The 20441-nt window shown below is 68.7% G+C and carries 21 protein-coding genes; 4 read left to right on the forward strand and 17 right to left on the reverse strand.

The genetic code is table 11. The annotated features are described in order from the left end of the window. Positions 1-10: 10 nt before the first annotated feature. From apaG to C1927_RS03975, 8 genes are all read right to left on the reverse strand, one after another. Positions 11-394 carry a Co2+/Mg2+ efflux protein ApaG gene (gene apaG, locus C1927_RS03940; RefSeq protein ID WP_079220685.1) on the reverse strand — a complete coding sequence of 128 codons (384 nt, stop codon included), beginning with the start codon at positions 392-394 and terminating at the stop codon, positions 11-13. Between the two features lie 13 nt (positions 395-407). After that, entirely contained in the window at positions 408-1211 is an 804-nt protein-coding gene (gene rsmA / locus C1927_RS03945) for a 16S rRNA (adenine(1518)-N(6)/adenine(1519)-N(6))-dimethyltransferase RsmA (protein WP_079220686.1), read from the reverse strand. Continuing rightward, positions 1208-2188, reverse strand: coding sequence for a 4-hydroxythreonine-4-phosphate dehydrogenase PdxA (gene pdxA / locus C1927_RS03950; protein ID WP_079220687.1), 981 nt, complete (start codon positions 2186-2188; stop codon positions 1208-1210). The genes rsmA and pdxA overlap by 4 nt, the downstream gene beginning before the upstream one ends. A gap of 3 nt (positions 2189-2191) precedes the next feature. Continuing rightward, entirely contained in the window at positions 2192-3535 is a 1344-nt protein-coding gene (locus tag C1927_RS03955) for a peptidylprolyl isomerase (RefSeq protein ID WP_108745994.1), read from the reverse strand. Then, a complete protein-coding gene (gene lptD, locus C1927_RS03960; protein WP_108745995.1) occupies positions 3532-6012 on the reverse strand; it encodes an LPS-assembly protein LptD in 2481 nt (826 codons plus the stop codon). Before lptD ends, C1927_RS03955 begins: the two co-directional genes overlap by 4 nt. Positions 6013-6101: 89 nt before the next feature. Next, positions 6102-7040, reverse strand: a complete 939-nt coding sequence (locus C1927_RS03965; protein ID WP_108745996.1) for a histone deacetylase family protein — start codon at positions 7038-7040, stop codon at positions 6102-6104. A gap of 6 nt (positions 7041-7046) precedes the next feature. Continuing rightward, positions 7047-7601: a cob(I)yrinic acid a,c-diamide adenosyltransferase gene (locus tag C1927_RS03970; RefSeq protein ID WP_079220691.1), complete on the reverse strand. Its 555-nt coding sequence runs from the start codon at positions 7599-7601 to the stop codon at positions 7047-7049. 8 nt (positions 7602-7609) lie between these two features. Then, positions 7610-8194 (reverse strand): hypothetical protein, encoded by a 585-nt coding sequence (locus C1927_RS03975; protein ID WP_079220692.1) that lies wholly within the window; start codon positions 8192-8194, stop codon positions 7610-7612. A gap of 89 nt (positions 8195-8283) precedes the next feature. Here C1927_RS03975 and ubiH point away from each other — a divergent pair, with 89 nt between their 5' ends. Continuing rightward, on the forward strand, positions 8284-9492 hold the full coding sequence (gene ubiH, locus C1927_RS03980; protein WP_108745997.1) for a 2-octaprenyl-6-methoxyphenyl hydroxylase: 1209 nt from the start codon (positions 8284-8286) through the stop codon (positions 9490-9492). Next, positions 9489-10670: a UbiH/UbiF family hydroxylase gene (locus tag C1927_RS03985; RefSeq protein WP_079220694.1), complete on the forward strand. Its 1182-nt coding sequence runs from the start codon at positions 9489-9491 to the stop codon at positions 10668-10670. The genes ubiH and C1927_RS03985 overlap by 4 nt, the downstream gene beginning before the upstream one ends. Positions 10671-10833: 163 nt before the next feature. Here the strand turns inward: C1927_RS03985 and C1927_RS03990 are convergent, their stop codons facing one another. The 6 genes from C1927_RS03990 to C1927_RS04015 form a co-directional block, all read right to left on the reverse strand. Beyond that, positions 10834-11226, reverse strand: coding sequence for a hypothetical protein (locus tag C1927_RS03990; protein ID WP_079220695.1), 393 nt, complete (start codon positions 11224-11226; stop codon positions 10834-10836). A 49-nt stretch (positions 11227-11275) separates the two neighbouring features. Continuing rightward, positions 11276-12343, reverse strand: coding sequence for a 23S rRNA (cytidine(2498)-2'-O)-methyltransferase RlmM (rlmM, locus tag C1927_RS03995; RefSeq protein WP_079220696.1), 1068 nt, complete (start codon positions 12341-12343; stop codon positions 11276-11278). Then, the gene (locus tag C1927_RS04000; protein WP_079220697.1) at positions 12327-12887 is read right to left on the reverse strand and encodes a nucleoside deaminase; all 561 of its coding nucleotides are present in this window, start codon (positions 12885-12887) and stop codon (positions 12327-12329) included. Before C1927_RS04000 ends, rlmM begins: the two co-directional genes overlap by 17 nt. 93 nt (positions 12888-12980) lie before the next feature. Further along, positions 12981-13706, reverse strand: coding sequence for a DUF6348 family protein (locus C1927_RS04005; protein ID WP_079220698.1), 726 nt, complete (start codon positions 13704-13706; stop codon positions 12981-12983). Between the two features lie 50 nt (positions 13707-13756). Further along, a complete protein-coding gene (locus C1927_RS04010) occupies positions 13757-14404 on the reverse strand; it encodes a hypothetical protein (protein ID WP_108745998.1) in 648 nt (215 codons plus the stop codon). 43 nt (positions 14405-14447) lie between these two features. After that, a complete protein-coding gene (locus tag C1927_RS04015; protein ID WP_079220700.1) occupies positions 14448-16196 on the reverse strand; it encodes a glutamine--tRNA ligase/YqeY domain fusion protein in 1749 nt (582 codons plus the stop codon). Positions 16197-16377: 181 nt separating this feature from the next. On the opposite strand from C1927_RS04015, the gene C1927_RS04020 reads away from it, so the two are divergent. Both C1927_RS04020 and msrA read left to right on the forward strand, forming a co-directional pair. Beyond that, positions 16378-16641 (forward strand): DUF2007 domain-containing protein, encoded by a 264-nt coding sequence (locus tag C1927_RS04020; RefSeq protein WP_079220701.1) that lies wholly within the window; start codon positions 16378-16380, stop codon positions 16639-16641. Between the two features lie 30 nt (positions 16642-16671). Beyond that, complete coding sequence (gene msrA, locus C1927_RS04025) at positions 16672-17337, forward strand: peptide-methionine (S)-S-oxide reductase MsrA (protein WP_108747765.1); 666 nt, start codon at positions 16672-16674, stop codon at positions 17335-17337. Between the two features lie 565 nt (positions 17338-17902). Here the strand turns inward: msrA and C1927_RS04030 are convergent. The 3 genes from C1927_RS04030 to C1927_RS04040 form a co-directional block, all read right to left on the reverse strand. Next, entirely contained in the window at positions 17903-18859 is a 957-nt protein-coding gene (locus C1927_RS04030) for a transaldolase (RefSeq protein WP_108745999.1), read from the reverse strand. Between the two features lie 50 nt (positions 18860-18909). Beyond that, positions 18910-19314, reverse strand: coding sequence for a nucleoside diphosphate kinase regulator (rnk, locus tag C1927_RS04035; protein ID WP_079220704.1), 405 nt, complete (start codon positions 19312-19314; stop codon positions 18910-18912). A 123-nt stretch (positions 19315-19437) separates the two neighbouring features. Beyond that, positions 19438-20403: a LysR substrate-binding domain-containing protein gene (locus tag C1927_RS04040; protein WP_079220705.1), complete on the reverse strand. Its 966-nt coding sequence runs from the start codon at positions 20401-20403 to the stop codon at positions 19438-19440. Positions 20404-20441 lie beyond the last annotated feature (38 nt).

Here is a 20441-nt window from a genome sequence, read left to right on the forward strand (position 1 = left end):
GGCCTCCGTGTCAGTGCAGGGTACGCGGCACGGCCAGCACGAAAGGTGCGACCGGCGCGGCGAATTCGGTGCCGTCATCGGCAACCATGTCGTAGTGACCCTGCATGGTCCCGTGGTCGGTCCCGAGCATGACACCGGAGGTGTAACGGAAGTCTTCACCCGGGCGCAGGCGCGGCTGTTCGCCGATCACCCCATCGCCATCGACATGCTCGACGCGACCGTTGGCATCGGTGATGCGCCAGTGGCGGGCGACCAGGCGTGCGGCAACGCGCCCCTGGTTGTGGATGCGGATCGTGTAGGCGAACGCATACCGGCCGTCCTCCGGCGCGGATTGATCGTCGAGGAAGCGTGGAGCAACCTCGACAGTAATGGCGTAAACGTCAGCGTCTTCCATACCGGCAGTGTAATCAGGTGGCATTGGCCAAAGCGATGAATTCAGCCACATCCAGCTGTTCGGCACGGGCATCGGGGCGCACGCCGGCGGCCACGAACTGCTCGGCCGTCACGACGTTGTTGAGTGCATTGCGCAGGGTCTTGCGGCGTTGACCGAAGGCGGCCTTGACCACCTCGGCAAAGCGCTTGTGGTCGGCGATGGTGATGCTGGCCGGATCGCGCGGCACCAGCCGCACCACGGCCGAATCGACCTTCGGCGGCGGCCGGAACGCGCCCGGCGGCACCACGAACAGCGAGGTGACCTGGCAGTAGGCCTGCAGCATCACGCTGAGGCGGCCATAGACCTTGCTGCCCGGGCCGGCGGCCATGCGGTCCACCACTTCCTTCTGCAGCATGAAGTGCATGTCGCGGACGACCGCGGCGTGCTCCAGCGCGTGGAACAGGATGGGCGAGGAGATGTTGTAGGGCAGGTTGCCGACCAGGCGGATCGGCTCGCCGGCGGCCAGCGCGGTGAAATCCACGCGCAGCACGTCGCCCTGGACGATGGTCAGATCGCCCAGCGGTTCGGCGGCGGCGGTCAGCGGCGCGATCAGGTCGCGGTCGAACTCGATCACCGTCAGCTTCGGATGAACGCGCAGCAGGGGCAGGGTGATCGCGCCCTGGCCGGGGCCGATCTCGACCAGGCGGTCACCGTCCTTGGGATTGACCGCCATCACGATCTTGTCGATGTAGTGGCGGTCGGCCAGGAAATGCTGGCCAAGCTGCTTCTTGGCCGGGGCGGTGAACACCGGGCCGGAGGGGGAATGCGGGGAATTCATGCGCCCAGTGTACGTTGCCGGGCCAGCCGCGCACACAGCGCCGTTGCGGCCTGCAGGCTGGAGGGGTCGGCGATGCCACGTCCGGCCAGCTCCAGCGCCGTGCCGTGGTCGACGGCCACGCGCGGGTAGGGCAGGCCCAGGGTCAGGTTCACGGCCTGTTCGAAGCCGGAATACTTCAGCACCGGCAGGCCCTGGTCGTGGTACATGGCCAGCACGGTGTCGAAACCGGCCAGCTTGGCCGGCAGGAAGGCGGTATCGGCCGGCAGCGGCCCGACCAGGTCCATGCCCTCTGCGCGCAGGCGCTGCAGCAGGGGAATGACCAGGTCCAGTTCCTCGCGGCCGAGGTGGCCGTCTTCGCCGGCATGCGGGTTCAGGCCGAGCACGGCGATACGGGGCGCGGGCAGGCCGAACTCGCGGCGCAGTGCGGCATGCACGGTACGCAGGGTGTGTTCCAGGCTGGGCGTGGTGATGGCATCGGCCACCTCGCGCAACGGCAGGTGGGTGGTGGCCAGGGCCACGCGCACGATGTCGTTGGCCAGCATCATCACCACCTTCACCCCGGCCTGGTCGGCCAGCAGTTCGGTGGTGCCGCTGTAGGCAATACCACCCTGGTTGATGACCGCCTTGTGCACCGGGCCGGTGACCACGCCATGCAGTTCGCCGGAGAGGCAGGCCTGGCCGGCGGCCAGCAACGCGCCGATCACCGCGCCCGCATTGGCGGGGTCGGTCTGGCCGAAATGGCTGGGGGTGGCATTGGCCAGCGGACGCAGGCGCAGATCGCCCGGCAGGCGGGCCTCGGCATCCTCGGGCAGCAGCTGCAGGGGCAGCTTCAGCGCGGCCGCAGCCGCGCGCAGGGTATCCGGGTCGGCGAAGGCCAGCAGCCGGCAATCATCACGCGGCTGCTGGACAAGGCGGACGCACAGCTCCGGGCCGATCCCCGCCGGCTCGCCCGGTACCAGAGCGAGCTCGGGGCGCATCGGTCAGGGCTGCTGCGGCGTGGCGGTGTTTTCCGCGCGGTCGCCACTGCGGAAGCTGACGTAGGCTTCGCCACGCAGTTCCTGCAGGAAACGGTTGTACTCGTCTTCCAGCTTGCGGCGGCCGATGGTCTCGCGGACCTGGGCACGCTGGTTGTCGCTGGTCACGTCGGTCTGGCGCGTGGCAACGCGCTGCACGATATGCCAGCCGGCATCGGTACGGAACGGCTGGCTGACGCCGCCATCCTGGATGCCCTCGACCTGCTGGCCGAACGCCGGACCGAAGGCATCGGCCGGGAACCAGCCCAGATCGCCGCCCTGGCCCTTGCTGTTGGTGTCTTCCGAGGATTCCTTGGCAACGGCCTGGAAATCGGCACCACCGGCAATGCGGGCACGCAGGGTATCGATCTTGGCCTTGGCGGCCGCGTCGGTCTGGTTGTCGTCCACGCGCACCAGGATGTGGCGGCCGTGGTACTCGGTCACGGTGTGGTTGCCGGCGGCGGCGTTGGCATCACGCACTTCCACCACCTTCAGCAGCTGGAAGCCGCTCGGGCCGCGGATCGGGCCGACCACGTCGCCGGGCTTCATCTGCTCCATCATCTGGGCGAATGCAGCCGGGATTTCATCCAGGGTACGCCAGCCCAGGTCGCCGCCTTCCAGCGCGTTGGGGCTGTCGGAATAGCGCACGGCGGCAGCGTTGAAGTCCAGCTCGCCCTTGTCCAGCAGCGCCTTCACGCCGTCGGCCTTCTTCTGGCCGGTGGCGATCTGCTCGGCGGTGGCGCCGTCGGGCAGGGCCACCAGGATGTGTGCCAGGTGGTACTGGTTGCCGGCGGTGGCCTGCTGCTTCAGGGCAGCATCGACCTCGCCCTCGCTGACGCTGATGCGGCTCTGCGCAAAGCTCTGGCGCAGGCGCTGCACGGTGATCTCGTCACGCACCGAAGAGCGGAAATCGGCGAAATCAATGCCGTCGCTGGCCAGGCGCTGGCGCAGGGCGTCCAGGTTGGAACCGTTCTGCTGGGCGATCGAGTTCATCGCCTGGTTCAGTTCCTGGTCGCTGATGCGGATGCCGCTGCTCTGGGCGCGGGCGACCTGCAGCTTGACCAGCACCAGGCGCTCGAGGACCTGGCGGCTGAGCACGTCATCGGGCGGCAGCTGGTTCTCGCGGCCGGCGTACTGGGCCTTGATGTTGATGATCGCGCGCTGCAGTTCACTCTGCAGGACCACGTCCTCATCGACGATGGCTGCAATGCGGTCCAGCGGCTGGGCCTCCTGGGCAATGACCTGGAGGGGGGCGGACACGCTGGACACGGCCAGCAGCGAAGCGAGTAGGACGGGGAAGCTCTTGGTCATGGGATCTGGTTTGGATCGTAGTCGTCCCGGGTCGCCCCGGTGTTGCTGGGCGGCACGAGATAGAGGTCGTCGCGGTTGTAGCCGAGGATAGCACGGCGCAGAGTGCGGTCCGTGTCCTGGCCCAGCGAGCTCAGGCCCTTGAGCACGAACTCGAGCTGGATGGAATTGTTCAGTTCACCTTCGCGGTTGCGCACGTAGCGGCGGGCCACGGCGCGGACCGCCAGGCAGCAGCTGTCCCACTGCACGCCACCGATGATTTCCAGCGGCTTGCTGTCCTGGATGGAGTAGTAATAGCGGCCCACCAGGCTCCAGCGCTCGTTCAGCGGGTACAGGAACGACAGGTCGGCCTGTTCCAGCAGGGTGCGCTGTTCCTTGGTGGCGTTGGCCGCCGCACCGGCGTTGATGCGGTAGCGGTAGCTCAGGTTGACCACGCCGTCGTTGGGCATCAGGTAACGGGCACGGACGCTGGCCAGATCCTCGCGCTTGTACTTGGGGTCCCACTGGTAGGTGGCGCCCAGGGTCCAGCGGTCGTTGATCATGTAGTTCGAATCGGCGATCCAGGCCGACTTGCCCTTTTCCACCGGGGCGCCGCCCGGGGTCACGGTCACCCGCGACTCGTCGAAGTACTGGATCTGGCCGATCGAGGCCGAGAAGCGTTCCCTGCCCGTGGTCTGGTCGATGAAGCGGGTGCTCAGCGCCACGGTCAGCTGGTTGGCGTCGTTCTGGCGGTCGGCGCCGGTATAGCGCGAATCGCGGAACAGCTGGCCCCAGCTGAAGGTGAAGTCACGGGTATCGAAGATCGGCAGGTCGTCCTGGTTGCGGTAGGGCGTGCGCAGGTAGAACAGGCGCGGCTCCAGGGTCTGCAGGAAGGACTTGCCGCCGATCGTGGTGTCACGGTCGAAGAACAGGCCGGCATCGAGGCTGGCGATCGGCAGGGCGCGGGTCGGCGAGGTGTTGCCGCGCAGCTGATCGGCGGTCAGCGTGCTCGTATCGACGTTCTGCGAGGCCAGCACGTTGCTGCGGATGCTGTCGGCCAGGCCGCGGTCAAGCTGGTAGGCGGTGTAGCGGTAGGCCAGCGTCGGGGTGACGTACCAGGCCGCGCCGCTGATCGGGAACGACACGTACGGCTTGACGTCCAGGCGCGAACCGCCGTAGATCCGCTGGGTCTGGCCGTTGCGGGTGTACTGCAGGTCTTCGCCGGCGCTGGCGTCGTACTTGAAGTTGACGTCGTCGTGGGTGAAGCGCACGGCTTCGGAGTAGACGCCGGTCTCCAGCCACGGCAGCAGCGACTTGTCCCAGTTGAAATACAGCCGCGGCTGGCGGTTGTAGGCCAGGGCGCGCTCGTCCAGCGTGTAATCGGTCAGCTGCCAGCGGTCGGCCATGATGCCGGCGGTCCAGTCCTTGCCGGTGCCGTACAGGCCGATGGTGCTCTGCAGGTTGGACGCGGTCACGCCGACCAGGCGGTTGGCGAAGTCCTCGACATAGCGCTCGTCACTGACCCAGGCCAGGTTGGCGCGCGCCTGCCAGTGGCTGTCCACGTTGTGGTAACCGTTGAACATCACCCGGCCGCGGTCGCGGTCGCGCAGCTCGTCGTTGGGCATGTAGGCGGTCAGCAGCTCGCCGCGGCCGCCGTTGTAGAGGTAGCGGAACTCGTTGTCGAGCATCAGGCCGCGCCGGCTCATGTAGCGCGGTGTCAGCGTGTCGTCGTAGTTCGGCGCCAGGTTCAGGTAGATCGGCTGGGCGTAGTCGAAGCCGTTGCGGCCGGACATGCCCAGCTGCGGGAACAGCAGGCCGGTCTTGCGGCGGTCATCGATCGGGAACTTGAAGTACGGCGCCCACAGCACCGGCACCTTGCCGATGCGCAGCACGGCATTGCGCGCGGTGCCGAAGCCTTCGTCGTTGTCCACTTCGATTTCCGGCGCCGACAGCTTCCACACCGGCTGCGAGGGATCGCAGGTGGTGTAGGTCGAACGGTGCATCTGGCCGACGGCGCCCTGCAGGTCGACCGATTCGGCATCGCCGTTGCCACGGCGCGACACCAGCTGGTACTGGATGTCGGTGATCTTGTGGGTGTCGCTTTCCTGGTTGCCTTCGGCACGCTTGGCGATCATGCGGATCGACGCGTCCTGGTAGCGGACATTGCCGTCGGCGATGTAGTTGCCGCTCTCGGTGTCGAAGCTGAGCTTGTCGGTACCGACGAACTGGTCGCCACGGCGCAGCGCCACGTTGCCCTGGTACTGCGGCACGGTGGTGGTGCCCAGCAGCTGGTCACCCTCGATGTCGGTGGGCTGCTGCTCGCGCTCGGCGCTGGCGGCGGCCTTGTCCTGCCCGGGCACCGGGGTGGGGGCATCGGTGAAGGCGGGAATGACCTCGGTTGCCGGGCACAGGCCCCAGTTGAGCGGCTTGTCATCGGCCATCGCGGGAAGGCAGACGGCGATGCTCAGGGGCAGGGGAAGCAGGCGGAGGGCTCGGCGCACGCGGTTCGGATTCGGGCGAAAACGGACGGTAGATTGCCCCATCCGCTGCATAGGGGCAATGAAGGCGCCCCCCTGCTGGCGGTTCGGGTTCATCCAGCCCGAGGTCCGGCGGCCCCGTCCAGCAGGGCCTGGACATGGGCCACGGTGCATTCGGACAGGGCCTGCAGGTCGTAGCCGCCCTCGAGCATGGACACCACCCGGCCGGCTGCATGGCGGCGGGCCAGTGCATGCAGTTCGGCGGTGACCCAGGCGAAATCGTCGGTTTCCAGCATCAGGTCGGCCTGCGGGTCGCGCAGGTGCGCGTCGAAGCCGGCCGAGATCAGCAGCAGCTGCGGGCGGAAATCGTCGATGGCCGGCAGCATCTCGTCGGCCCAGACGTTGCGGAAGCGGAAACCGCCACTGCCCGGCGGCAGCAGGATGTTCATCAGGTTGCCGGCGCCACGGTCGCGGCGCAGGCCCGAATTGGGGAACAGCCCGGCCTGGTGGGTGCTGTAGTACGACACCCGGGCGTCGTGCTGGAAGATGTCCTGGGTGCCGTTGCCGTGGTGGACGTCGAAGTCCACCACCGCGATGCGTTCCAGCCCGTGCCGGTCGCGGGCGTAGGCGGCGGCCACGGCGATGTTGTTGAGCAGGCAGAAGCCCATCGCCGTACTGCTGGTGGCGTGGTGGCCGGGCGGGCGCACCGCGCAGAAGGCCAATGGGTCATCGCCCAGCATCACCGCATCGACCGCGGCAACGCCGGCGCCGGCGGCGTGCACGGCGGCACTGGCCGAGCCGGGCGAGGTCCAGGTGTCCATGTCCAGCTGGCGCAGCGGCGTGGTCTGCGGCTGCAGCACGAAGTCGAGCAGGGCGCTGTCGTGTACCCGGCTCAGTTCACCGAACTTGGCGGGCGGTGCCTGCCGCCATTCCAGCTGGCCGGGGAAGGCCTGGTGCAGGGCATCGAGCACCACCTGCAGCCGCTGCGGGCATTCGGGATGGCCGGGGCCGGGATCGTGCAGCAGGCAGGAGGGGTGGGTATAGACCAGCATCGGGGATCAGCGCTGCCGGTGCTGCGGCTGCCACAGGGCCTCGCCGTGGCCGTCGGCGCGGGCCAGCACCCGCGACAGCACGAACAGCAGGTCCGACAGCCGGTTGAGGTATTGCAGCGCCTCGCTGCGCACGCTTTCCACCCGCGCCAGGGCGACGGTCTCACGCTCGGCACGGCGCACGATGGTGCGCGCCAGGTGGCAGCGCGCGGCCGCTTCGCCGCCGGCCGGCAGGATGAATTCCTTCAGCATCGGCAGGTCGGCGTTGTAGTGGTCCAGCTGCTGTTCCAGCGCCGAGATGTCGGCGGCGTGGATGGCGGCGTGGCCGGGTACGCAGAGTTCGGCGCCCAGGTCGAACAACTGGTGCTGCAGATGGACCACCAGCGCGCGCACGTCTTCGGGGAGTGCGGCGGCCAGCAGCAGGCCAAGGGCAGCATTGGCTTCGTCCACCGTGCCGTACGAGGCCACGCGCAGGTCGTCCTTGCCGACCCGGCTGCCATCGCCGAGGCCGGTGCTGCCGTCATCGCCGGTGCGGGTATAGATGCGCGAAAGACGGTGGCCCATGCGATCGCTCAGTGGTGGATGTCGCGGCGGGCCTGCTGCAGCTTCAGCACCTGCTCGACCGCCAGCTGCAGGGCCGCGGCCAGCGCCACGTAGAGGGCGGTGGTGCGCAGGTAGGGGCCGAACCACTGTGCGTAGTTCTGCGCCCAGCCGGCCACGGTCGGCTCGGCCACGTTGCGGGTGGTCCAGTAGAAGCCGCCCTGCGCCAGCAGGTGGCACAGCGCCACCGAGGCCACCAGCAGCAGCACGCCCTTGCCCAGCGTCGACCAGTGCGCGCCGTGGTAGTTGCGGCCCAGCAGCAGGCCACCGGCCCACAGCGAGAAGTACGCCGGCAGCAGCAGCCAGTAACCGGGCGACACGCAGTAGTGCTGCCAGAAATCCAGCCCGCTGCTGCGGATCACGATCCAGTCCACCAGTACGGCGAAGACCATCAGCAGCGGGAACGCCCAGCGCGTCCAGCGCGCCAGGTAGAAACCACCGATGAAGAACACCGCCCACGACGCATCGGGGATGGCCGCGAAGTGGTTGACCCGGGTCGCCGCCAGCAACAGCACAAGCACGGAAAGGACGAAGGCGCGGTTGGCGGTGTCGGACATGGCAGCGGGCCCGGAGCGGATTCAGCTTTCATTCTAGCCCGCCGCGCGGGTCGGCGCAGGGTTCGGCAGCGAGCGCGTATCATTGGCTCATGAGTGAACGACATGACGTGCTGATCGTCGGTGGCGGTCTGGTGGGAGCCAGCCTGGCCATCGCCCTGGACCGGCTGGGCCTGGACGTGGGCCTGCTCGAGGCCAGCCCGGCCGGCGAACTGCCGGCGGTGTTCGACCAGCGCAACCTCAGTTTCGCCGCCGCCACCGTCAACGCGTTGACCGCGCTGGGGGTGATGCAGAAGCTGGCGATGGCGCCCGGCCCGATCCGGCGCATCCATGTCAGCCGGGCCGGCGATTTCGGCCGCGTGCAGCTCGATGCGGCCGATTACGACCGGCCCTGGTTCGGCCAGGTGGTGGTGGCGCGCGATTTCGGCCAGGCGCTGGAAGCGCGCCTGCAGGAACTGCCGCACCTGCACCGTTACCGGCCGATGCGCTTCCTTGGCCTGGGCGAGGTGGTCGACGGCCACCGCCAGGTGCGCGTGGCCGACGAGAGCGGCGAGCGCGTCCTGCAGGCACGGCTGGTGGTCGGCGCCGATGGCACCGCCAGTGGCGTGCGCGGCGCGCTGGGCATCGAGGTCGACCGCCATGACTTCCAGCAGACCCTGTTCGTCGCACGCGTGCGCAGCCAGCGCGCGCCCGATGGCAGTGCCTGGGAGCGCTTCACCGATACCGGGCCGACGGCCCTGCTGCCGCGCGGCGACCGCCATTTCGGCTGCGTGCACGGCGTGGCCCGCGACCAGGCCGAGGCGGTGATGGCGCTGGACGATGCCGCCTGGCTGCAGCGCCTGCAGAACGCGCTCGGCTGGCGTGCCGGCCGCCTGCTCGAATCCGGCCCGCGCAGTGCCTACCCGCTCATCCAGGTGCTGGCGCGCGCGCTGGCCGGACAGCGCACGGTGCTGCTGGGCAATGCGGCGCAGACCATCCATCCGCTGGGAGCGCAGGGCTTCAACCTGGGCCTGCGTGATGCGCTGACCCTGGCCGAGCTGCTGGAAGACGGCGCCGCCGATGCCGGCAGCGATGCCCTGCTGCAGGCCTACGTGGCCCGCCGCGAGGAGGACCGCCGGCAGACGGTGGCGTTCTCCGGTGGCCTGGCGCGGCTGACCAGCAACCCGGCGCCGCTGCTGCGGCCGCTGCGCAGCCTGGGCCTGGTGGCCGCACAGCGTGCCTCGGTGCAGTCGATGCTGGTCGGCGGTGCGATGGGCTTCCGCGGTGATGTACCGCGCCTGTGCCGTGGGGAGGCCGCATGAGCCGCCGCATGCGCCTGGACGTGGCCATCGTCGGTGGTGGCGTGGTCGGTGCCGCCTGTGCGCTGGCGCTGGCCGATGCCGGCCTGTCGGTCGCCCTGGTCGAAGGCCGCGAGCCGCCGCCGTGGCAGGCCGCGCAGCCGGACCTGCGCGTGTTCGCCTTCGCGGCCGACAACGTACAGCTGCTGCAGCGCCTCGGCGTGTGGCCATCGATCGCCCAGGCCCGTGCCTGGCCGTACCGGCGCATGCAGGTGTGGGATGCGGCCGGTGGCGAGGACCTGCTGTTCGATGCCGATCGCTTCGGCCGTCGCGAGCTGGGCTACATCGTCGAGAACGGACTGCTGCAGGACCGCCTGTGGGCGGCGCTGCCGGCGGCCGGCGTGCAGCTGCACTGCCCGGCACGGGTGGAAGCGCTGGAGCAGGACGACGAGGGCGTGCGCCTGCGCCTGGACGATGGCCGTCGCCTGGATGCCGCACTGGCCGTGGCTGCTGATGGCGCCGAATCGACCCTGCGCCAGCTGGCCGGGATCGAGGTCGAGCGCCACGATTACCACCAGCGTGGCGTGGTGGCCTATGTGGACAGCGAGCTGCCGAACCAGGCCACGGCCTGGCAGCGCTTCCTGCCGGGCGGGCCGCTGGCCCTGCTGCCGGTGGCCGAGCGCCGCAGCTCGATCGTCTGGACCCTGCCCGAGGACGAGGCTGCACGCGTGCTGGCGCTGGACGAAGCGGCCTTCAACCGTGAACTGACCCGTGCCTTCGCCGCGCGCCTGGGTGAGCTGCGCCTGGCCTCGCCGCGTGCAGCGTTCCCGCTGCGACGTCAGCTGGCCCGCCACTACGTGGCCGGCCGCGTGCTGGCGCTGGGCGATGCTGCCCACGTGGTGCACCCGCTGGCCGGGCAGGGCGTGAACCTGGGGTTGCGCGATGTCGCCGCCCTTCAGCAGTGGCTGGCGCCGTCGGCCGAGCGCCGTGGCCAGCCGCGCCTGTCGCCGCAGCGCCTGCAGCGCTGGGCGCGCGAGCGTCGCAGTGACAATCACATCGCCGCCTACAGCTTCGATGCGATCAACCGCCTGTTCTCCAACGACGAGATGCACCTGACCCTGGCCCGCGGCCGCGCGCTGGGCTGCGTCGGCAAGTGGCCGCCGCTGGTGCAGGCATTCTGGAAGCGCGCCGCTGGCGTGTAAGCGGGTAGCGCCGGGCCATGCCCGGCGAGCGCGCCGCGCGGTTCACCGATGCCGCCGGGCGTGGCCCGGCGCTACCACTGTAGATCCACGCCATGCGTGGATGGACATTTGGAATTAAGTCAGTAGATCCACGCCATGCGTGGATGAACATCGCGAAGGCGGATCAGTCGATCAGCCAACCGGCCAGATCGGTGCGGTCCAGCTTGCCGCGGCGTTTCACATCCAGCGAATTGAATTCATCGGCCAGCGCGGGGTTGGCCTGTGCTTCTTCGCGGCTGATGAAGCCATCGCCGTCCACGTCCAGTGCGGCGAAGTGGATGCGGTACTGGCCGACCACGCTGGCCGGGCTGACCGAGCGCACGGTCACCGGCGTTTCGCCCAGCGGCACGGCGATGTCGACGCTGCCGGTGACGCGGCCACTGGCCAGCGACTGCTGGCGCACCACGCCGCTGTCGTCGCGCAGCGGCGCACTCTGTGCCGGCGCAGGCAGGGCCACCTGCGCCGATGCAACGGCCGGCAGCAGGGCCATCAGGAGTGGAATCAGTCGGAAGTGCATGCGGGCGTATTCCTGGTAGCGCCGGGCCAGGCCCGGCAGGCGTCGCGCCTCAGCGCAGCGGCGAGGCCAGTACGGTGATCTCTTCGCGGTCGTGGTAGAGCTGCTTGGCACGCACCACCAGCGGCTTGCCGGCCTGCTCCTGGAACAGGTCCAGGCACAGGCGGGTTTCGTCCCAGCGCTTCTTCATCGGCAGCTTCAGGTTGAAGATCGCGTGCCTGCACCAGCCTTCGCGGAACCAGGTGGCCATGCGTTCGGCCACGCGCCGCGGCTGCTCGACCATGTCGCAGACCATCCAGTCCAACGGCTGATCCGGGTGCCAGTGGAAACCATCGGCACGCAGGTGCTCGACCAGGCCGGTGTCCAGCACGTGCTGGCGCAGCGGGCCGTTGTCGATGCTCAGCACGTGCATGTGCTGGCGGGTCAGCACCCAGGTCCAGCCACCCGGTGCGGCACCGAGGTCGGCGGCACGCATGCCGGGCTTTGCCAGTGCCTCGCGTTCTTCCGGGGTCAGCAGGGTCAGCAGCGCTTCGTCCAGCTTCAGCGCCGAGCGCGAGGGCGCTTCGGGCAGCAGCTTCAGGCGCGGAATGCCCAGTGCCCACGGTGCGCTGTCGGCCGGGTCGGCCACGCACACGAAGGCATGGGTACCGTCGACGAATACCACGTGCAGGCGCGGCAGGCGCGCATTGGGCTTGTCGGTCAGCTTGCCGGCCTTGCGCAGCGCCGGGCGCAGTGCATTGCCGAAGGCGCGGGCCAGCCCGGACAGCGGCTTGCCGGCATCCGAATCGGGGTGCTCCACCCACAGGTCGCCGAAGCGCGGCGCATCGGCCAGCACCTCCAGCATCGGGGTGATGCGGTCGGCCGGATCCAGCTGCGGCAGCTCGGCCAGCACCACCAGCTTCTGCCGGGCGAAGATCAGTTCGCGCCAGCGCAGGCGCGGTGCCAGCGCAGCGGCTTCGTCGCACATGAACAACACGTAGCCATCATTGCGCTGGGTGCGCGAATAGCCGGCGAAACCGGCTTCACCGGCGCGGAACTGCAGTTCGCCGGCCAGTTCGGGCTCGAAGCCCTGGCGGCACAGGCACAGCAGGCCGATGCCGGCCTCAGTAACGGGCGCCATCACTCTCTCCATAGGCGCGCAGCACGCTGCGGGCGTCATCACGGTTCAGGCCCTGCACGACTTCAATGCCGCGCTTGTTGAGCTCACCCACCCAGTCGGCGGGCAGCGGGCCTTCATCAAATGGGGTCAGTGCTTCCACATCGGCCGAACTGGCGCCGATCAGCAGGCGGTCGATGCCGGCCCACACGGTGGCGCCGTAGCACTGGCAGCACGGCTGCGAGCTGGTGGCCAGGGTGATCGGCGACAGCACGGCGTTCAGGCGCGGGGTCTGCAGGCGCTGCTGGGCCAACATGTAGGCCATGTTTTCGGCATGCGCCAGCGAGGTCGCATGCGGCATCACCCGGTTCACGCCGGCGGCGATCACCTTGTCTTCCGGCCCGAACACCACCGCGCCGAACGGGCCGCCACTGGCGTGTTCGATGTTCAGCCGCGACAGCTCGATGGCCAGCGCGACCTTGGCCTCATCGCCGGGATAGCGACGATCCAGGTCGATCTGGTCGTGGATCCAGGCGGGAAGGGTCAGGTGGACTTGCGCGTACAGCATCGCGGGGGTGCCTCGTGTGGAAGGGAAGAGGTGCAGCGGGTTCGGTAACCGGCGCGCAGTGTAGCGGCAGCCGGGTGCACCGCGGGTGTCTGCTCAGTCGTCCAGGTCGGTGCGGACCACCACGTACTGCTTGCGGAACTCCAGCCCGGCCTGCGGCCAGCGCGCGGCGTAGGCACGCAGCAAGGGCAGGGCGGCGGGGAAGTCATGGCCGTTCACCCGGCAATCGGCCTCGCACTGGCCGTCCGCATCGCGCGAGGCGAACAGGCGGATGCCGAGGAACTGGCGGGTCTTCAGCAGTTCGTTGAAGGCGTCCACGCTCTGGGTGAACAGGCAGCACGGGCAGGAGCCGTGGTCGCCCTCGCTGCAGGCAGCGGCGTCGTTGGCCGGTTCGCTGCGGTAGTGCGCCAGCGGGCCCAGCACCACCGCGCGTGCCAGCGGCGTTCCGGTTTCCTCGGCGCCGTAGCGCAGGGTCAGCATCTGCAGTTCCGGCGCGTCGTCGGCGCCGATGGCGGCCTGCAGGGTGGCCAGGTCCACCCGCACCCAGTTCTCGAAGCCGGACAGCGTGGCTTCCTCCTGGCTGTCGCCGGCGGCGTGCTGGTACTCGAACAGGCCATCGGCGAACAGCGCCGGATGGCGCGCCTCGATCACCGAGGAGATCTGCCAGCCGCCGTTGTCGCGCGGATCGGCACCTATCGCGTGCGGGCTCAGGCGCAGGCCGCTGTCCAGCACCAGTTCGTGGCCATCGACGGTACAGGCGATGTCACGGCCCAGCAGGACCTGGTGCAGCAGCGGCAGGAGGGGAGACGCGGTCGTGGTCATCGGGGCACCTGGTTTGCAGGGTGGGGCGCAGCCGCCGGGCAGGGCTGGCGTTACAGAGCGTCGAGTTCGGCGCGATACCGCCGTGCGTCGGATTGCTGCTGCGGATCGTTGCCATGGTCGCGCAGCCAGGTTTCCAGCTCGCGGCGATAGTCCGCGCGGAAATCGGCATTGCCCGGGCTGAAATGCAGCTTGCGCGCCGCCACGTCCACGCGCTCGCGCGCACGTGCGCGGGCCTGGGCGATGCCGTGCGGTGATTCGTTGGTGAGGATGACGAAGTTGCGCGGGAAACCCGGCGTGTACTTCACCACGAACGGCTGGTCGCGCGCCGGAATGCGGATGGCGTTTTCCAGCGGCCACAGCGAGGCGGTGTTGGTATGGAACACCACCTCCACATCGCGGCCCTCGGCGGTGTGCAGCACCGCTTCATAGCGCCAGATGTACTGCTCGTTGAGCGTGGAGCTGGTTTCCTCGGCCTGGACGATCACCGCTTCACCGCGCTCGCCCACCGCATTGAGGAAGGTGGCGTTGAGGAAGCTGCCGAGGAAGACATTGAGCATCGCCAGCGGGAACACCACGATGGCGTAGCCGAATGAGCGCCGCCACCACGAGACCAGCACGGCCAGCACCATCGCTGCGAAGAACGTCAGCAGCGGATGCTGCGAGATGAACCAGAGCAGGGCGGAGAGGGCGGTGATCATGTCCGGCAGTGTGCGGGCGCCTTCCCGGCGCCCGCGCAGGTCCTCAGGCCGACCAGGTGTCGCGCAGGGTCACGCTGCGGTTGAACACCGGCTTGGCCTCGGTGTGGTCGCGGCGGTCGGCGACGAAGTAGCCGGTGCGCTCGAACTGGAACGACTGCTCCGGGGTGGCGCTGGCCGCGGCCGGCTCGACATAGCCGGTGACGGTGCGGCGCGATTCCGGGTTGAGGTAGTCGCGGTAGGTCTTGCCTTCCGACTCGTCGTCCGGGTTCGGCACCGAGAACAGGCGGTCGTACAGGCGGATCTCGGCCGGCACGCCGTGCACGGCGCTGACCCAGTGGATGGTGCCCTTGACCTTGCGGTTGGCGCCTTCCATGCCCGGGCGCGATTCCGGATCCAGCCAGCCGCGCAGCTCGGTGATGGTGCCGTCGGCATCCTTGACCACTTCATCGCAGCGGATGATGCCGGCACCACGCAGGCGCACTTCGCCACCCGGCACCAGGCGCTTCCAGCCCTTGGGCGGCACTTCGGCGAAGTCTTCGCGGTCGATCCACACCTCGCGGGCGAACGGCACCTGGCGGCTGCCGAAGCTCTCGTCCTTGGGGTGGTTGCTGAAGGTCAGCTGTTCTTCGTGGCCTTCGTCCAGGTTGGTCAGCACCAGCTTCACCGGATCGATGACGGCCATGCGGCGCGCGGCGGCGCTGTCCAGGTCTTCGCGCAGCGCGCCTTCCAGCACGCTGAAGTCGATCAGCGAATTCTGCTTGCTGATGCCCACGCGTTCGGCGAACAGGCGCATCGCGGCCGGGGTGTAGCCACGACGGCGCAGGCCCTGCAGGGTCGGCATGCGCGGGTCTTCCCAGCCGTCCACCAGCTGCTCGGTGACCAGCGCCATCAGCTTGCGCTTGCTCATCACCGTGTAGTTGATGTTCAGGCGCGAGAACTCGATCTGGCGCGGCTTGGCCGCTTCGCGCGGCAGGCCGGCGTCGACCAGCGGCTGGGTCAGCGCATCGTCATGGGCGAAATCGACGTTGTCCACGCACCAGTCGTACAGCGGGCGGTGGTCTTCGAATTCCAGCGTGCACAGCGAGTGGGTGATGCCTTCGATCGAATCGCCCAGCGCATGGGCGAAGTCGTACATCGGGTAGATCGGCCACGCGTTGCCGGTGTTCTGGTGCTCGACGTGCTTGATGCGGTACAGGGCCGGATCGCGCAGGTTGATGTTGCCGCTGGCCATGTCGATCTTGGCCCGCACGGTGCGCGCGCCATCGGGGAACTCACCGGCGCGCATGCGGCGGAACAGGTCCAGGTTTTCCTCGACGCTGCGGTCGCGCCACGGCGACGGACGGCCCGGCTCGGTGAGGGTGCCGCGGTAGGCGCGCACTTCCTCGGCCGACAGGTCGCAGACGTAGGCCTTGCCCTGTTCGATCAGCTTCTCGGCGGCCAGGTAATAGGTCTGGAAGTAATCCGAGGCGTGGCGCAGTTCGTTCCAGGTGAAGCCCAGCCAGCGCACGTCGTCCTGGATGGCGGCCACGTACTCGGGGTCTTCCTTGGCCGGGTTGGTGTCATCGAAGCGCAGGTTGCAGACACCGCTGAACTCACCGGCCAGGCCGAAGTTCAGGCAGATCGACTTGGCGTGGCCGATGTGCAGGTAGCCGTTCGGCTCGGGCGGGAAGCGGGTCTTGATCGCCTGGTGCTTACCGCTGGCCAGGTCCTCGCGCACGATCTGGCGGATGAAATCGCGCTTCTCGTGGCTGTCGGCGGGGGTCTCGGGGCTGGCGGGGGTGTGCTCGGACATGAGTCGGCGAAAGAGAAAGGCAGAAAGACCAACAGTTTAGCGCGTCAGGGGCGGGGCTGCCGGGTCCGGGTCGGTAGCGCCGGGCCACGCCCGGCGAGCGCGGCGGCAACCCGCCGGGCATGGCCCGGCGCTACCGGGACGGGGCGGGCGTATGCTGGACCCCTGTCCCGAGGAGCCGCCCATGCACATCGTGTACAAGGCCGACAATCTGTTCGACGCCCATCTGGTCAAGCACGCGCTGGAAGATGCCGGCATCCCGGCCTTCGTGTTCGGCGAGCAGCTGCTGGGCGGCATGGGCGAGCTGCCGCTGTTCGGCGTGCTGCGGGTCGGCATCCCCGACGTGGCACGGCCGCAGGCCGAGGAGATCATCGCCGCGCTGGACTTGGGCCAGGGCCCGTCCGACCCCATTTCAGACGCAGACGATTGGGCCGGACAGCCGGCGTAGGAGCGCATCATGTTGGGAATCAGCCAGGGCATCCTCGGCATCGGGGCCTTCAAGCAGCGCCTGCCGCGCCCGGAAGAGGCGCTGCCGGGCCGCGACCAGCCGCTGCCGCTGCACAGCAACCAGCACTTCGTGAACAGCCACCCGCTGAAGGATCGTTTCGCCGGCCTGCAGCAGGTCCGCTTCGCGCTGGGCTGCTTCTGGGGCGCCGAGCGCAAGTTCTGGAACGAGCCGGGCGTGTATAGCACGTCGGTGGGCTATGCCGGCGGCGTTACCCCGAACCCGACCTACGAAGAGGTCTGCTCGGGCCTGACCGGCCACACCGAGGTGGTGCAGGTGGTGTTCGATCCGGCGGTGGTGGGCCTGGAGCGGCTGCTGCAGCTGTTCTGGGAAAGCCACGACCCGACCCAGGGCATGCGCCAGGGCAACGACACCGGCACCCAGTACCGTTCGGCGATCCACGCCACCGACGAGGCGCAGTATGCCGCCGCGCTGGCCAGCCGCGAGGCGTACCAGGCGCAGCTGGACGCGGCCGGTTACGGGCCGATCACCACCGAGATCGTGTACCCGGCACCGGAGTACTACTACGCCGAGGACTACCACCAGCAGTACCTGGCAAAGAACCCGAACGGCTACTGCGGTATTGGTGGCACCGGGGTGAGCTGCCCGATCGGGCTGGATGTGGAGGCGCCGCGCTGACGCGCGGTGGTCCGCCTGCGGCGGGCAACGTCAACGTCAACGTCAACGTCAAAAGCCAAAGCGGCTCTGGGTTGCTGATGGTTGGGCGGGACGGGGGCGGCTGGCAGGACACGCCGTGAACCCATCCATGGGGGCTCGTAGGCGCCATCCATGGCGCCTGCGGTCCTGCCAGCCGCCCCCGTCCCGCCTTCGACAGTTTCCCGGTGACGGTGGGCAAGAGCATTGGTTGGTGACGAACTGATGGAAAAGAAAAAGGACGCGGCTTTCGCCGCGTCCTTTTTCTTTTTCTGCTTCCTGTAGAGCCGAGCCATGCTCGGCTGCGAGCAAGCGAAGCGCGCGACCCGCTGTTGCTCTTCCTTCTTTCTTCCGTGGCGGGCGGCCACCGGAAACTGTCAGAGGGCGGGCGGGTTGGGTTCGCGGGAGTGTCCGCCGCATGGATGCGGCGGCCAAGCCTCCAGGGATGGATTCACGGCGTCTCCCGCGAACCCAACCCGCCCGACCCAGCGCGGCTTTTGCTCTTCGCGACCAACCGACCCGCCACGAGGGGCTCAGCCGTTCGCCGCAATCACAGTTCCGAACGGATCCGCTCGCGCAGCGCCTGCAGATCCTTGGCAAACGCATCGATACCCGTCGCCAGCTTCTCGGTCGCCATCGGGTCCGCCGCCAGATCCGCCGCGAACTTCGCCGCGTCGATCGGGGCCACGGCCACGCCGTCGGCCGCACCGGCCACCAGCTTGCGCGGCAGCTCGCCGTGGTCGGCGTCCAGCTTCTCCAGCAGGTCCGGCGAAATCGTCAGGCGGTCGCAGCCGGCCAGCGCTTCGATCTGCGCCGTCGAACGGAACGAGGCGCCCATCACCACCGTCGGCGAACCGCGGCGCTTGAATTCGGCATACACGCCGCGCACGAACTTCACGCCCGGGTCTTCGTCGATGTTGGCCGGGGCCTGGCCGTTGGCCACGTACCAGTCCAGGATGCGGCCGACGAACGGCGAGATCAGGAACGCGCCGGCTTCGCTGCACGCCAGGGCCTGGGTCGGGTTGAAGATCAGGGTCAGGTTGCAGTCGATGCCTTCGGCCTGCAGGATGCGCGCGGCTTCCACGCCTTCCCAGGTCGCGGCGATCTTGATCAGGATCTTCTCGCGCGGCACGCCGGCATCGGCGTACATCTGGATGAACTGGCGGGCCTTGGCCACGGTGGCGGCGGTGTCGTGGGCCTGGTCGGCATCCACTTCGGTGGACACGCGGCCCGGCACCAGGGTGCTCAGCAGCGCGCCGACGCCGATGGTCAGGCGGTCGGCCACGGCGTGCACCACCGCCTCGCGGTCACCGCCCTGCTGGCGGCCCCAGGCCAGTTCGCGTTCGATCAGCTCGGCATAGACCGGCAGGTCCAGCGCCTTCTTCACCAGGGTCGGGTTGGTGGTGCAATCCACCGGCTGCAGGCGCTTGATCGCGTCGTAGTCACCGGTATCGGCGACAACCACCGACAGTTCGCGCAGCTGGGACAGTTTGGACGGGGTACTCATTACGGCTCCTGGTGCAGGGAAATCGAATCGCGCGCGATGCGCAGCGGTAATCAGGGACGGTCGTTGTGGACCGCAGTCACGCGCAGGCGCAGCTTGCGGCCGCCGGGCGCGTTCCAATCGATGCTCTGGCCGATCGCCAGGCCAAGCAGGGCGCTGCCGACCGGGGCCAGCACGGACACCTTGCCTTCATCGACGTTGGCTTCGCGGGGGAAGACCAGGGTCAGGACATGCGTCTCGCCCGACACTTCATCTTCGCACTCCACGCGCGAATGCATCATGACGATGCCTTCGGGAATCTGGTCCGGCGCCAGCACGGTGGCCCGGTTGAGTTCTTCGGCAAGCGCGAGCGCGGCAGGCGTCTGGCTCAGCGCAGGCGAATCAAGCATGGCCTCGAGGCGGTCCATGTCGAAGGTCGACACAGTGATGGACGGCGGCAGGCCGCTGGCGGTGTTCATGGTGGTGCTCCTTGATTGAAAGCCATGCAAAAGGCGGCACCACCTGGCGCCGCCTGACTGTATTGTGGGGACAAATGCAGCCGGAATCGACTCCCGCCGCAGCGGCGGGCCGGTTCTCCCGGCTCAGCCGTTCAGCAGCGGGCCGGACACGTTCGGCGCTTCGCCGGCGGGCACGCCCTCGGCATCCAGGGTGAACAGGGCCTGCGGCAGGCGCTTGAACTGGTCGGCCAGCTCCAGCAGGAAGCCATGCATGGCCGAGCTGCGCCGCCAGACCATGGCGATGCGCCGGCTCGGGCGTCCTTCGCCGGTGAAGTCGAGCAGGCGGATGTTGTTCGAGCGCGGCACCGGTGGCTGCACCGACAGGCTCGGCAGCAGGGTGATGCCCACGTCGGCAGCGACCATCTGCCGCAGTGTTTCCAGGCTGGTGGCGCGGAATTCGGATTTCTCGTTGGCACCGAACAGGCGGCACACTTCCAGCGCCTGGTCACGCAGGCAGTGGCCGTCTTCCAGCAGCAGCAGCTTCTGCGTGGCCAGCTCCTGCACGTCCAGGTGGTCGCGGCGGGCCAGCGGGTGGCGCCCGGAGACGGCCAGCAGGAAGGGTTCCTCGAACAGGAACTCGGCATGCAGCTGATCGTCGATGACCGGCAACGCCAGCAGCGCGGCGTCCAGCTTGCCCTCGCGCAGGCGTTCCAGCAGCACGTCGCTCTTTTCCTCGACCAGCAGCAGTTCCAGCTCGGGGAAGCGGTCGCGGATGCGCGGGATCACATGCGGCAGCAGGTACGGGCCCAGGGTCGGGAAGATCCCCAGGCGCACCGTACCGGCTTCCGGATCGCGGCTGCGTCGCGCCGCTTCCTTCAGTTGTTCCACTTCGGACACGATCACCCGTGCACGCATCGCCGCCTCCTGCCCGGCGGGGGTCAGCATCACCTTGCGTGGTGCGCGTTCCACCAGCGGCACGCCCAGCTCTTCTTCCAGCTTGCGGATCTGGGTGGACAGCGTGGGCTGGCTGACGAAACAGGACGCGGCGGCCCGGCCGAAGTGCTTGTGATCGGCCAGGGCCACCAGGTATTTCAGATCGCGAAGGTTCATCCTCAGACCCCAGGGGTAACGGACCGGCTTACCCAGCA

Origin of the sequence: Stenotrophomonas sp. ZAC14D1_NAIMI4_1, from assembly GCF_003086775.1 — a bacterium.
Taxonomy (GTDB): Bacteria; Pseudomonadota; Gammaproteobacteria; order Xanthomonadales; family Xanthomonadaceae; genus Stenotrophomonas.

Coding starts and splice junctions, on each gene's coding strand:
- C1927_RS04015 (WP_079220700.1), bottom strand. CDS start 16,196: ATGTCCGAGCACACCCCCGCCAGCCCCGAGACCCCCGCCGACAGCCAC.
- C1927_RS04010 (WP_108745998.1), bottom strand. CDS start 14,404: ATGATCACCGCCCTCTCCGCCCTGCTCTGGTTCATCTCGCAGCATCCG.
- rlmM (WP_079220696.1), bottom strand. CDS start 12,343: ATGGCGCCCGTTACTGAGGCCGGCATCGGCCTGCTGTGCCTGTGCCGC.
- pdxA (WP_079220687.1), bottom strand. CDS start 2,188: ATGCGCCCCGAGCTCGCTCTGGTACCGGGCGAGCCGGCGGGGATCGGC.
- C1927_RS03970 (WP_079220691.1), bottom strand. CDS start 7,601: ATGGGCCACCGTCTTTCGCGCATCTATACCCGCACCGGCGATGACGGC.
- C1927_RS04000 (WP_079220697.1), bottom strand. CDS start 12,887: ATGCTGTACGCGCAAGTCCACCTGACCCTTCCCGCCTGGATCCACGAC.
- C1927_RS03990 (WP_079220695.1), bottom strand. CDS start 11,226: ATGCACTTCCGACTGATTCCACTCCTGATGGCCCTGCTGCCGGCCGTT.
- C1927_RS04030 (WP_108745999.1), bottom strand. CDS start 18,859: ATGAGTACCCCGTCCAAACTGTCCCAGCTGCGCGAACTGTCGGTGGTT.
- C1927_RS04020 (WP_079220701.1), top strand. CDS start 16,378: ATGCACATCGTGTACAAGGCCGACAATCTGTTCGACGCCCATCTGGTC.
- C1927_RS03965 (WP_108745996.1), bottom strand. CDS start 7,040: ATGCTGGTCTATACCCACCCCTCCTGCCTGCTGCACGATCCCGGCCCC.
- C1927_RS04040 (WP_079220705.1), bottom strand. CDS start 20,403: ATGAACCTTCGCGATCTGAAATACCTGGTGGCCCTGGCCGATCACAAG.
- rsmA (WP_079220686.1), bottom strand. CDS start 1,211: ATGAATTCCCCGCATTCCCCCTCCGGCCCGGTGTTCACCGCCCCGGCC.
- C1927_RS03975 (WP_079220692.1), bottom strand. CDS start 8,194: ATGTCCGACACCGCCAACCGCGCCTTCGTCCTTTCCGTGCTTGTGCTG.
- ubiH (WP_108745997.1), top strand. CDS start 8,284: ATGAGTGAACGACATGACGTGCTGATCGTCGGTGGCGGTCTGGTGGGA.
- rnk (WP_079220704.1), bottom strand. CDS start 19,314: ATGAACACCGCCAGCGGCCTGCCGCCGTCCATCACTGTGTCGACCTTC.
- C1927_RS03955 (WP_108745994.1), bottom strand. CDS start 3,535: ATGACCAAGAGCTTCCCCGTCCTACTCGCTTCGCTGCTGGCCGTGTCC.
- C1927_RS04005 (WP_079220698.1), bottom strand. CDS start 13,706: ATGACCACGACCGCGTCTCCCCTCCTGCCGCTGCTGCACCAGGTCCTG.
- apaG (WP_079220685.1), bottom strand. CDS start 394: ATGGAAGACGCTGACGTTTACGCCATTACTGTCGAGGTTGCTCCACGC.
- C1927_RS03985 (WP_079220694.1), top strand. CDS start 9,489: ATGAGCCGCCGCATGCGCCTGGACGTGGCCATCGTCGGTGGTGGCGTG.